The 13,228-nt window shown below is 42.6% G+C and carries 9 protein-coding genes and 1 pseudogene; 3 read left to right on the top strand and 7 right to left on the bottom strand.

All coding sequences use genetic code 11. The annotated features are described in order from the left end of the window. Positions 1–561: pseudogene (locus BSCG_RS02690) on the top strand (hypothetical protein); the annotation flags it as partial. 79 nt (positions 562–640) lie between these two features. On the opposite strand, the gene BSCG_RS02695 reads toward BSCG_RS02690, so the two are convergent. The 7 genes from BSCG_RS02695 to kdpF form a co-directional block, all read right to left on the bottom strand. Then, complete coding sequence (locus BSCG_RS02695) at positions 641–2,080, bottom strand: ATP-binding protein (protein WP_032849834.1); 1,440 nt, start codon at positions 2,078–2,080, stop codon at positions 641–643. A gap of 19 nt (positions 2,081–2,099) precedes the next feature. Beyond that, positions 2,100–3,230: a sensor protein KdpD gene (locus tag BSCG_RS02700; RefSeq protein ID WP_004309023.1), complete on the bottom strand. Its 1,131-nt coding sequence runs from the start codon at positions 3,228–3,230 to the stop codon at positions 2,100–2,102. Positions 3,231–3,314: 84 nt separating this feature from the next. Next, positions 3,315–4,079 (bottom strand): hypothetical protein, encoded by a 765-nt coding sequence (locus BSCG_RS02705; protein WP_004306399.1) that lies wholly within the window; start codon positions 4,077–4,079, stop codon positions 3,315–3,317. A gap of 118 nt (positions 4,080–4,197) precedes the next feature. Next, the gene (locus tag BSCG_RS02710) at positions 4,198–4,770 is read right to left on the bottom strand and encodes a K(+)-transporting ATPase subunit C (protein ID WP_004306397.1); all 573 of its coding nucleotides are present in this window, start codon (positions 4,768–4,770) and stop codon (positions 4,198–4,200) included. A 16-nt stretch (positions 4,771–4,786) separates the two neighbouring features. Beyond that, a complete protein-coding gene (kdpB, locus tag BSCG_RS02715) occupies positions 4,787–6,820 on the bottom strand; it encodes a potassium-transporting ATPase subunit KdpB (RefSeq protein WP_008777346.1) in 2,034 nt (677 codons plus the stop codon). A gap of 18 nt (positions 6,821–6,838) precedes the next feature. Further along, a complete protein-coding gene (gene kdpA, locus BSCG_RS02720; protein WP_008777345.1) occupies positions 6,839–8,545 on the bottom strand; it encodes a potassium-transporting ATPase subunit KdpA in 1,707 nt (568 codons plus the stop codon). A gap of 31 nt (positions 8,546–8,576) precedes the next feature. Further along, complete coding sequence (gene kdpF / locus BSCG_RS0128020) at positions 8,577–8,657, bottom strand: K(+)-transporting ATPase subunit F (protein WP_032849815.1); 81 nt, start codon at positions 8,655–8,657, stop codon at positions 8,577–8,579. 447 nt (positions 8,658–9,104) lie between these two features. Here kdpF and BSCG_RS02725 point away from each other — a divergent pair, with 447 nt between their 5' ends. After that, on the top strand, positions 9,105–11,378 hold the full coding sequence (locus tag BSCG_RS02725) for a bifunctional alpha,alpha-trehalose-phosphate synthase (UDP-forming)/trehalose-phosphatase (RefSeq protein ID WP_175285337.1): 2,274 nt from the start codon (positions 9,105–9,107) through the stop codon (positions 11,376–11,378). A 12-nt stretch (positions 11,379–11,390) separates the two neighbouring features. Further along, positions 11,391–13,181 (top strand): glycoside hydrolase family 15 protein, encoded by a 1,791-nt coding sequence (locus BSCG_RS02730; protein WP_004323567.1) that lies wholly within the window; start codon positions 11,391–11,393, stop codon positions 13,179–13,181. Positions 13,182–13,228 lie beyond the last annotated feature (47 nt).

The raw sequence follows: 13,228 nt of genomic DNA, 5'->3' as shown, positions 1-13,228 counted from the left end.
GACAGTATAGGAGGCTTCTATAAACGTATGGTTGACAGGCAGAAGCATAGTGCAGTCACCATGCCATCGGCTGTTGCTCTGGAAGTTGTCGATACAACAAAATTCCATCCAATAGTTTTATTGCAAAGCAACGCTCAACAAACATGGATTGAGTATCAAACAAAAGATTTTGTGAATGATTCCCTTTCTTTGGACTCTCTTCAAGGTGAAAAGCTAGGAGCCTATCCCACGGCAATAGCGTTAACCCGCAAGATAAAAGGCAAAGATAAAAAACAACGGATCATTGTGTTGGGTGATGCAGACTGTTTCAGCAATGCCGAACTACAAAAAAGCTCAAGACCGGGTATCTATTCATTCAACTTCAATATGATTCCCGGTTCATTCCGTTGGCTATGCTATAATGAATTTCCGGTATCTTCTTCCAGAGCCCCTTATCTCGACAAAGATATCAGCCTGACTCCTATGGATCTATCCACTATCAAAATTATCTATTGCTATGGCATTCCATTTATTATTGGTCTGTGTGGCATTTGGATATGCTGGAGAAGAAGAAAACGATAAAAAGAAAGAATAGAGAAACTTCCGGCAAGCAGATTTTGTGCCTGTCGGAAGTCTAATTCTTTCATAAACTCCTTCAAAACTATGCCTTCAACCGCATCACAAACCGACTTCCCTTCCCCAATTCACTCTCTACCGTCAGCGTACCACCATGAGCTTCCACAAAATCCTTCGAAATAGATAATCCCAAGCCACTGCCTTGTACTTTCGTTCCGGGTACACGGAAATAACGGTCGAAGATGCTTTTGTGATAACGCGGGTCGATACCCTTTCCAAAATCCTGAACATAGAGTTCGATCATATTTTCATCCTGTTTGGCACCGATAATCACACGCCCGTTTTCTTTAGAATAACGGATAGCATTACTTAGCAGATTTGTCAATACCCAGGCAATCTTTTCACTGTCGACAAAGAGTTTGCCGATTTTCTCTTCCGGATATTCCACTTCTATCTGGATATTAAACTTATCCGCTTGCACCTGATTAGCTTTGATCGCATATTCGATCAACTCAATCGGTTTGGTGATCTTCGGCATAAACTGTAGTTTTCCGGCTTCCACCTGGGTCATGTTAAGCAATTCTCCGGTGATACTCAACAAACGCTCGCTATTCTCCTTGATACTCTTAGACAGTTGCTCCTGTTCATCATTCAATGCACCGACACGCTTATCTTCCAACAGCTGGAGGCTCATCATAATAGCAGCAATCGGAGTCTTCAGTTCATGAGATATCGTCGAGATAAATGTAGTCTTGGCAGAATCCAGTTCCTTAAATTCCGTGATATTCTTTAATAAAATAACATCACCCAGTTTGCGAGGTTCCCCTTTTTCAGCCTCCGTATTAATGATAGGGACATAAGAGGCCTTAAAGTAACTCTCTTTGTCGTCAGCATATATCTTCAATGGTTCCTTCTGCTCGCTTGGCGTCACCAGTTCACGGATCAACCGCCGCAACAGGTCATTCTTCAAAGCCAGTTCCTCCGCCGATTGACGAATCACATTCTCCCGTTTCAGATTCAAGACATTGAGTGCTTTCTCATTGATAAACAGAATTTCACGCTCCATATTCAAGCCGATCACCGGATCATCTATACTGTTTACAATTGCTTCAATAAATTTCTTTGCAGAAAGAATATCCGACAAAGTACTGGCACGATATTCGGTCAAACGCTCCGCCATCCGGTTAAAACTATCCGCCACATCCCGGAATTCTTCATTATTATTCATCTGCAGACGCTTCTCATAATTATGATTGGCTATTTCAAGAATTCCCTCTTTCAGTTCTTTAATAGGCTTACTGATAGTACGGGGCAACCAATAAAGCAATATCAGTCCGGTCAAGATACAGATTCCTCCCGTTACGGAAATCCATAACAAAGCACGTTCCAATCCGGGCGTAGCAGCAGGACTATCAGGTTCTGTCGCTGTCAGAATTTGAAGATTCACAACTGAAAGTGTTACCAGCAAAATAATCATTCCGGCCAGCATTCCGATACCGAGAATCAGTTTCGTTTTAATATTCATAACGTTCATACGATTAATATTATGCAAGTATAATCAAATCTACATTAGCTTGTGACAAATTATTTAAAAACTTTCTATATCCCAGTATAGAACAAATAGCGTATGGCAACCTTAAATTAGGAGTTCCCATGCAAACAGTCGATATCTGTTTCTCTTTACAAACCTTGACGATGCTCCCCAAAATATCCTTCGACTGCACCTGCACCACCTCTCCCCCAAGTTCCGCCACAAGCTTAAAATGGTTCAACAGATACCGTTGACTGGCTAGATCAATTCTATCCATACTCTCTTTCGGAGTCTGAACATACAGGGCTATAAAAGTAGTATTATACCGGGTTGCCAACTTTGCCGCCTTTCTGATAATTCGCCGAGGTGTTTTCTCATGACTACTGATACAAGCCATAAATTTCTCGTGCCGAAGTCCGACGGCTACTCCCATCACCACCTCATTCTCCACCTTTTTTTCTACCCGCAACGCTACTTCCTTCAAAGCCAACTCACGTAACTGAAGAATATTCTCTGTCCGAAAGAAATTGTCCAATGCCGTCTGAATCTTTTCCGGACGATAGATCTTTCCCGCTTTCAAACGTGCAATCAGTTCCTCTGCCGTCAAGTCAATATTCACCACCTCATCCGCTTCCTGAAGCACACTGTCGGGCACTCGTTCTTTCACTTCAATACCCGTAATCTCCTGCACTTCTTCATTCACGCTTTCGATGTGCTGAATATTGATTGCCGAGATCACATTGATTCCCTCATCCAGCAAAGTTATCACATCCTGCCAACGTTTCTCGTTCAAGCTACCTTCTACATTCGTATGAGCCAGTTCATCCACAATTACAATTTCTGGATGGACACGGATAATCGTATCCAGATCCATTTCTTCCAATTCTTTCCCCTTATAGAAGATTTTGCGACGCGGAATGACAGGGAGCCCTTGCAGCAATGCTTCCGTCCCGGCACGTCCATGAGTTTCGATATAGCCGATTTGCACGTTCACACCGTTCTCCAGCAGTTCATGCGCCTCCTGAAGCATACGATATGACTTTCCCACACCGGCTATCATACCGATATAGACCTTGAATTTGCCCCGGTGGGACTTCTTTATCAGATCCAAAAAATACTGTACACTATGTTCTCTATCATCCATTACGTCAATCTGTTATTTTAAACATCCTAACCCGTAGTAATCATCACGATCACCACGGGTTTCACAAAAATTCATGAGTTTATTTTATGGCCTTAAAGTTACGCCAAATACTAAATGGGCGTCCTCCAAACGTGGATTCCATATAGCCTGTACAAATATAGGCAATGAAAACTTATCATTAAAATTTATTGCTTTCGTTGCTTTCAAAGCTAGGTTCGTCACTGCAAACCCATTCACATTATACTGCGGAGTCTTATAAGGAACCACTCCACAAGTAGCATTCAGATCAACTCCTTTCACACTGAACGGATAATTCAGTTCTACGTAAGAAGAGTATGCCTGCTTTTCCTCCCCCTCATCAGTCGTTTTTCTGTCAGCACCGGCAAACATGGTATACCATGCGATAGATAACGGGAACTTTTCAATAGGAAGCGTATAAGCTAACCCTGCTTCAAAATGATGTCCGGTGTCTCCACTTTTAAAATGGAAATAATTATTGGTAAGTTCTCCATTAGCCACATCAGCTTGTCCGTCCCACCAAAGAGTGGCTACAGAAAGTGTCGGTCCCGCTTCACCAAACTTATAAGCTGCGGTTAGGTCAATTTCTTTATTACTCTCACTCAAACTGGTTGAGCCCCATGCAGTAAGCGAGAAATTACCTACGCTAAATCCCAAAGTCGGCTGAAAGGAAGCGGCTCCCCCCTGATAAATACCACGCCATACATACGAACTTACCAAATCACCTTGTATAGTAAACTCTTGTGCTTGTGCATTGCTAGTTCCCAACATACATACGGCTGCTACAGCCATTGTTCCTAAAATACTCTTTTTACTAAAAAAACTTTTCATACTTCTTATCTAATTCTATTTTATGTTCCTGTAAAAAAGCAGCGCCCCATCCAACCCTGTTAATTTGAACCGCGGCATAACCCAAACGGTCCGGACAGGAACGCTGCTCAATCTTCATCTACTTATTGCTTTCCTCTAAAGCGATATTCAATTTCAAGACATTCACCTTTTCTGTTCCCAACAACCCCAAAAACGGTTTTTCTATGCTTTTATCAACAATCGCTCTTACTTGTTTTTCTGTTAATCCACGTGCTTGTGCTACTCTCTTCACTTGTACATACGCACATTGAGGAGTGATATTAGGATCCAGTCCCGAACCACTGGCCGTAACCATTTCGGCAGGCACATCCGCACGATTCAAATAAGGATGATGTACAAGGAAAGTATCAATACGCGCTTTCACTTCATCCAGATATTCTTGATTCGTAGGCCCTTTATTACTACCTGCGGAACTCGTCGCATCATACCCGTCACCGGCAGAAGAAGGACGTCCCCAGAAATAAATATCTTTTGTAAACATCTGACCCACATTGGCTGCTCCCACTACTTTCCCATCCAGCGTAGCCACCTCGGCATTTCCTTTATTAGGACCTGCTACCTGTGCGAACACCCACAGGATAAGGATATAGAACACGGAGAAAAAGACACAAAAAGCAAGTGTTATTTTTAATGACTTCAATAAAGTTTTCATTGCTATTGTTTTTTAATTAAAAGAATAAACCTACTATTAAATCTATCAATTTGATTCCCACGAAAGGAGCAATCACACCACCCACACCATAGATCAGCAGATTACGGCGAAGCAAAGCACTTGCACCTATCGGTTTGTATTGCACACCACGCAAAGCCAGCGGAATCAGAATCGGAATAATAATCGCATTAAAAATGACTGCCGAAAGAATAGCACTTTCAGGACTATGCAGATGCATGATATTCAGAGCAGCCAGTTCGGGAATAGCGATCATAAACAAGGCCGGAACGATAGCAAAATACTTCGCTACGTCATTGGCGATAGAGAAAGTAGTCAGCGTACCACGTGTCATCAGTAATTGTTTACCGATTTCCACAATCTCGATCAACTTCGTCGGGTCGTTATCCAAATCGACCATATTACCAGCTTCTTTCGCTGCCTGTGTACCGCTATTCATGGCTACACCTACATTGGCCTGTGCCAGAGCAGGAGCATCGTTCGTTCCGTCTCCCATCATTGCAACCAATTTACCAGCCTGCTGTTCCTTCTTGATATATTCCATCTTATCTTCCGGTTTCGCTTCGGCGATAAAATCATCCACACCGGCTTTTTCAGCAATATATTTTGCAGTTAACGGGTTGTCACCTGTCACCATTACCGTCTTCACTCCCATCTTACGCAGACGTTCGAAACGTCCCTGAATACCCGGTTTGATAATATCCTGCAGTTCAATAACACCAGTCACCTTTCTGTTTACACATACTACCAGCGGTGTACCACCATTGCTTGAGATAGAAGAAATAATCTCTTCCACTTCTTTCGGAAATTCATTCCCGTCACCTTCCACCATCTTACGGATGGCATCAAAAGCACCTTTACGAATCTGCGTTCCATCTGCCAGGTCTACTCCCGAACATTTGGTTTCAGCCGTAAACTTAATCATACGTGCTCCTGTTGTATTCAGATTACGCATACGAATGCCCGACTCACGTCCCAATTCTACGATAGACTTACCTTCCGGCGTTTCATCGGATAAGGAAGACAACAGACAAGTTTCCACAAAATCGTGCAGATCGACACCCGGAGCTGTATGGAAATGAGTTGCTTTACGATTACCAATGGTGATAGTACCCGTTTTATCCAGCAGTAATGTATCAATATCGCCCGCAGTTTCAACCGCTTTACCGGATTTAGTAATCACGTTGGCGCGAAGTGCACGGTCCATACCGGCAATACCGATGGCAGAGAGAAGTCCACCGATAGTTGTCGGGATCAGACACACAAACAAAGAAATAAGCGAAGCAATAGTGATGACCGTATTACTATAATCGGCAAACGGTTTCAAAGTCACACACACAATGACGAAAACAAGCGTAAAACCTGCCAGCAAAATAGTCAACGCAATCTCATTCGGGGTTTTCTGGCGGGAAGCACCTTCCACCAATGCGATCATCTTATCAAGAAAACTTTCTCCCGGTTGGGTAGTCACCATCACCTTTATATGATCGGACAGTACTTTCGTGCCTCCTGTTACCGAACTCTTGTCGCCACCTGCCTCACGAATGACCGGAGCAGACTCACCGGTAATGGCACTTTCATCAATAGAAGCCAACCCTTCAATAATCTCACCGTCGGAAGGAATCACATCTCCTGCCTCGCAGACAAACACATCCCCTTTCTTCAACTGTGAAGAACTGACAGTAACGATTTTATTGCCTTCCACTTTCTTTGCCGGTGTCTCTTCACGAGTCTTACGCAAACTGTCGGCCTGTGCTTTACCACGTGCCTCTGCAATAGCTTCGGCAAAATTGGCAAACAGCAAAGTGATAAACAGAATGATAAACACGGCAATGTTGTAAGCAAACGAACCCTGTGAAGAATTAACAATGGAGTAGAGCGTCACAAGCAGCATGACTACCGTAGCCACCTCTACCGTAAACATAATCGGATTCTTTATCATCATTCGTGGGTTCAGTTTCACGAATGATTGTTTCAAACTTTCTATAACTTGCTCCTTTGGAAACAAAGAAGCTGATTTATTATCTTTCATATCTTCTCTAATTCAGTATTACAAACTTAAATGTTCAGCAATCGTGCTCAATGCATGTACCGGGAAGAATGACAGAGCGGCAATAATGAAGATAACTACAAATGTCATTACTCCGAAAGTCAATGTATCCGTCTTCAACGTACCGGCACTTTCCGGTATGAATTTCTTCTGCGCCAGTAGCCCGGCAATGGCAACCTGTCCGATAATAGGAAGGAAGCGACTCAGAATTAAAACGATACCACATGTCCAGTTCCAGAAATAAGTATTATCACCCAAGCCTTCGAAACCGGAACCGTTATTGGCAGCACAAGAGGTGTACTCGTAAAGCTGTTCACTCAAACCGTGGAATCCTAAGTTGTTCAACCATCCACCTTCACTTTCCACAAAATCTGGATGGTGTACATAAATATAACTTGAGATTGCCGTAAACACCAAGATTACAAACGGATGAAGCAGAGCTACAATCGTAGCGATTTTCATTTCGCGGGCTTCTACTTTCTTACCGAGGAATTCCGGTGTACGTCCCACCATCAAACCGCTGATAAACACTGCAATGATAATGAATGTATAGTAGTTCATCCACCCTACACCTACACCGCCAAACCAGGTATTAATCTGCATATTCAACATTTCCATCATACCGGACAGAGGCATGGTAGAATCATGCATACCATTCACAGAACCATTGGAAGTTACGGTCGTTACAATACTCCACAACGCGGTTGCTCCGGCTCCCAAACGCACTTCCTTACCTTCCATCGCACCATTGTCCTGTGCAATTCCCAGCTCATCGATGCGCGGATTACCCCCCATTTCCTGACTGACATTAATGCACACACCGACCAGAAAAGCGAAAAGCATTACTCCGAATATACTGTAAGCCAACTTCTTTCTGCGGGTATAGAAACCCAGTGCAAATACCATCGCCATCGGGATAATCAAGATAGACCAACATTCTACCATGTTAGAAAGATAAGTCGGATTTTCCAATGGATGAGAGGAGTTCACGCCAAAATATCCACCGCCATTCGTACCCAACTGTTTAATAGGAACAATTGCGGCCGTAGGACCTTGAGAAACCATCTGTTCCTGACCTTCAAGAGTAGTGACTTTCATCTTACCGTCAAATCCCATCGGAGTTCCCTGAAGAATCAGGATAAAACCTACAATCAGAGAAAGAGGTAATAAGATACGCGTACAACTTATTACCAGAAATTGCCAGAAGTTACCAATCGTTTTGGTTGTTTTTGCAGCAATACTCTTCATAATACCTGCCATAGCAGCCATACCTGTTGCTGCGGTAATAAACTGGAAAAGCATGATGACGAACAATTGAGTAAAATAAGTCAGTCCGCTTTCACCGCTATAGTGCTGTAAGTTACAGTTCACCATAAAACTAATACAAGTATTGAATGCCTGATCCGGAGTCTGCGGTCCGTTGCCGTCCGGGTTTAAAGGCAACCATCCTTGTGAAACCAAGAGTACCATTCCCCAGAAAAACCAGAAAGCATTCAAAATCAACAATGCTTTCAGGAATTGTTTCCAGTTCATTTCTTCATTGGGGTCGATTCCACAAACTTTATAAATGACTCTTTCGATAGGAGCCATAAAATCAGACCAGGTCTTTTCTCCTCTGTAGACCTTGGCAATGTATTTTCCCAGTGGATAAGCCAGAATCACCATCAAGGCTATCTGAACAACCACGCCTAAAATTTCTGTATTCATATACTTTTTACCTTAAACTGTGTGTGTTACTTTAAAACTTCTCGGGTTTGATGAGCACATACATCAAATAACCGAAGATTGCAATACCTAATACGAATAATGCTGTGTACATAATCAATTCTCCTTTTTTCTTTAAATATTCTCAAACCAGTCTACACATTTCCAGAACAGCCAGAAACAAGCGAAACCGCTCAACAGGCAGAAAATAAATGATAGTGTTATTCCCATGTTTTTACCTTTTAAATGATTACTATAAATTTTTACTTGCCATTCTTCATGCCAAATGCGTGCCACAAAAAACAAAGAATACATAATAAGCTAACATTCAAACAGATACAGACAGGCAGTTACTTTCTTACCATCCGACACACCCTTCCATTTTGAAAAAAGGATTCTATTTTGAAAGACTTTCTGTTTTTTCGTGATTTCAGAAGAGAAAAAATAAACAAATTATCATTTTGAAAGGGGATTTTCATTTTGAAAAGACAAAAGGAGGATACTACATCTTTATAATCTGTTGATAATAAACGGTTAAGCATCAACATAAGTCAATTGGTACATGCTTTGCGAAGAAATAGATATGAAACTTTATATTATTGCAAACAGATTACCTGTCAAAGTAGCCGACACAAACGGCACATTCGTATTTTCGCGTAGCGAAGGCGGACTGGCAACAGGTTTGGATTCTCTCCAGACTTCTTATGAGAAGCACTGGATAGGTTGGCCCGGAATATGTACAAATGAAGAGAAGGACCAGCAAGAGATTAACGAGAAACTACAGGAAATGAATTTTCATCCGGTCTTCTTGTCGGAAAAGCAAATTGAAAACTATTACGAAGGATACAGTAACAGTACTATCTGGCCTTTGTGTCATTACTTTTATGCTTATACCTTATATAAGAACTGTTTCTGGCAATCCTATCAACAAGTCAACCGACTCTTCTGTGAGGAGATTTGCCGGCTGATACGTCCCGGCGATAAGGTATGGATACAGGATCATCAACTGATGCTACTTCCCGGAATGTTGAGGAAAATATATCCGGAACTAAGTATCGGTTATTTCCATCATATCCCGTTCCCTTCTTACGAACTCTTCCGTATTCTTCCGGAGCGTGCCGAGATTCTGAAGGGTTTGCTGGGAGCAGACTTCATTGCTTTCCATACTCATGACTATATGCGTCACTTCATCAGTGCCGTAGAGCGTGTGCTGCATCTCGACTTCAAACTGGATGAAGTACAGATCAACAACCGGATGGTCAGAGTAGAAGCATTGCCGATGGGAATCAACTATGAATCCTATCATCAGGCTTCAGAAAATAAAGAAGTACATCAGGCCATTGAACGAACCCGGAAACTTTTCGGCGAGCATAAACTGATCCTGTCAGTAGACAGACTGGATTACAGCAAAGGCATATTGCACCGTCTTCGTGGCTTTGCCACCTTCCTCGAACATCATGCCGAATATCACGGTAAAGTTACATTGGCAATGGTCATTGTCCCTTCACGCGACCATGTAGGCAGCTATGCGGAACTAAAAACAAAAATTGACGAAGAAATCGGCTCTATCAACGGACGTTACTCCACAATGAACTGGACTCCCGTATGTTATTTCTATCATGGCTTTTCACTGGAAGAACTGACTGCCATGTACTATGTGGCCGACATAGCCCTCGTCACTCCACTTCGGGACGGAATGAATCTGGTAGCCAAAGAATACGTAGCTACCAAATGCGACAATCCCGGTGTACTTATCCTTAGCGAAATGGCAGGTGCCGCCGTAGAATTGACGGACGCTATCCAAATCAACCCGAACGATACGGAACAAATAGAAAATGCTATTTGCCAGGCACTTGAAATGCCCGAAGAGGAACAAAAACAACGCCTGCAACGTATGCAAAGCATTCTGTCCGTACAGACAGTCAACAAATGGGCAGCCGACTTTGTCAATGAACTGAACGCGACATGTATGAAAAACGATATGCTACGAAAAAAACGTATCGTAGCCGCTAGCATTGCACAAATCAAACTCAAGTATAACCAAGCCAAACAACGCCTGATTCTGCTGGACTATGATGGTACACTGACGGCTCTCAAACCACGTCCCGAGGATGCACAACCTACACCGGAACTCATTTCTATTCTACAACAACTGGCTAGCGATCCCGCCAATCATATTGTTATCAATAGCGGGCGGGATCACTTTACATTAGAAAAATGGCTTGGCACCCTTCCTATTTCTATGGCTGCCGAACATGGGGCTTTCTACAAAGAGAACGGAGTCTGGCATAAAAACATAAAGAAGATAGAATGGGGAGCAGGTATTCTCTCTATTCTTCAAATGTTTGTAGACCGTACTCCCCGTTCCCATCTGGAAGTGAAGGAAACTGCCCTGGCCTGGCATTATCGTGAAAGTGACGCATGGCTCGGCACATTAAGAGCCCAACAACTCGTCAACACGCTGATTTCGCTCTGTACCCGGCAGAAACTACAAATTCTGCAAGGAAATAAAGTGATCGAAATCAAATCACCGGATTGCAATAAAGGTTCGGAGGTGGGGCGTCTGCTAGCCAACAGACGTTATGATTTTGTTATAGCGATGGGAGACGACACTACAGATGAAGATATGTTTCAGGCATTGCCGATGAGCGCTATCACCATTAAAATAGGTAGCGTATCCGAAGCCGCCAACTATCACCTGTCTGCCCAATCTGACGTACTTCCTTTCTTACGGTCTTTACTAGGCAAACAAAAAACTGCCACAAAAGAAGGAAGTATTAAGAATCGCCTGACTTTCGCTTTCGACTTTCTCAAAGATCTATTAAAAACTCAATAAAAAGCAATCAATATGAATAATTTAAATTATGGAGTGATAGGTAACTGCCGAACGGCAGCTCTCATTTCGCAGAACGGAAATATCGAATGGCTCTGTTTTCCCGATTTCGATTCTCCTTCTATTTTTGCCAGTATGCTCGACCGGGAGAAAGGAGGAGCTTTCGGATTCGAAGTTTCCGGAGACTATCGCATCACACAAAATTATGTCCCCCACACCAATATTCTTTCTACCCAATTCTCCTCCGATGAAGGAGAATTCGTAGTGCTCGACTATATGCCCTGCTATCGTTCACAAGACGAAACAGGGCATTATTTACCTGCCGAATTATACCGCTACATACATTGGATAAAAGGGAAACCGCGTTTCAAGATCAACTATCATCCGGCCCCGAACTATGCGCAGGGACAAGTGATCCTTAATATCACTCCACAGTATATCGAATCCTACTGCTCCTTTGACAACAAGGACAGACAATATTTATATGCTTCCCTGTCTCTTCAGGACATCAAAGAGAAAAAAGAAATCATTCTTGAGAAAGACGAATTTCTCCTGCTCTCCTATAACGAGAAAGTGATCCCAATCGACATAGAAAGGGAGAAAATAGAATATTGCCGTACGCTGGTATATTGGCTGAACTGGACAGACAGAAGCAAGAAATACACTCTATATAATGACGTAATCGAACGGAGTTTATTGGTTCTGAAACTAATGTCCTACCACAACGGAGCTGTGCTGGCAGCACTAACGACAAGCCTTCCGGAAGCTGTAGGAGAAGTGCGCAACTGGGATTATCGTTTCTGCTGGCTTCGGGATGCTTCCATGTCCATCGAAACCATGTTTCAAATCGGACATACCGGTGCAGCCAAACGCTTTATGAAATTTATCCAATCCACATTCGTTTCCAAACATGATTATCAAATTATGTATGGCATCCGGGGCGAGCACCAACTAACCGAAGTGATACTCGACCATCTATCCGGTTATAAGAACTCCAAACCTGTACGAATAGGAAATGATGCATACCATCAGAAACAAAACGACTCTTTTGGTTACCTGATGGACCTGATTTACCAATATTATCGCCTCATGCCCGGCACACTGGATGAAATTGAAGACATGTGGGAAATGGTAAAGACCATTTTAGCAAAAGTAGTAGAAAACTGGAGAAAGCCCGATAAGGGAATCTGGGAGATCCGGGGAGAAGGACAACACTTTGTTTCTTCCAAAGTGATGTGTTGGGTAGCTTTAGATCGCGGAGCTAAAATCGCTCAAATGCTTAACAAATATAATTATAGCGAACGTTGGCAACTGGAAGCCGAAAAAATAAAGAAAGACGTGATGAAATATGGCTGGAATAAGGAACTTCAAAGCTTCACACAGACATATAATAATCAAGCAATGGATTCTTCATTACTATTGATGGAACCCTATGGATTTATAGAAGCAGATGATATACGCTATCATAAAACAGTGGAAGCTGTCAAGAAAGCCCTTTTCCATAAAGGACTTATGTATCGCTATAACAGCAAAGACGATTTCGGGTTGCCTACTTCTGCTTTTACGATTTGTACATTCTGGCTTATACGGGCATTGTTTGTAACCGGCCATAAAGAAGAAGCACGCTGCCTGTTTGACGAAGTTCTGAAATACTCCAATCATCTCGGATTGTTTAGTGAAGATATTGATTTCGAAACCAAAGAACAGTTGGGCAACTTCCCGCAGGCATATTCACATCTGGCATTAGTAAATACAGCTATCTTATTTGCAGAAGAAGAGAAGAGGTTATCTTTTATCCGGCCTTAGAGAACGCCCTGATTCAGAAGTGATAAAACACAGAAAGCCCCTTGATT

Origin of the sequence: Bacteroides sp. 2_2_4, from assembly GCF_000157055.1 — a bacterium.
Lineage (GTDB): Bacteria > Bacteroidota > Bacteroidia > Bacteroidales > Bacteroidaceae > Bacteroides > Bacteroides ovatus.
The sequence above is the reverse complement of the archived record's forward strand: the minus strand, read 5'-3'. Positions and strand labels throughout refer to the sequence as shown.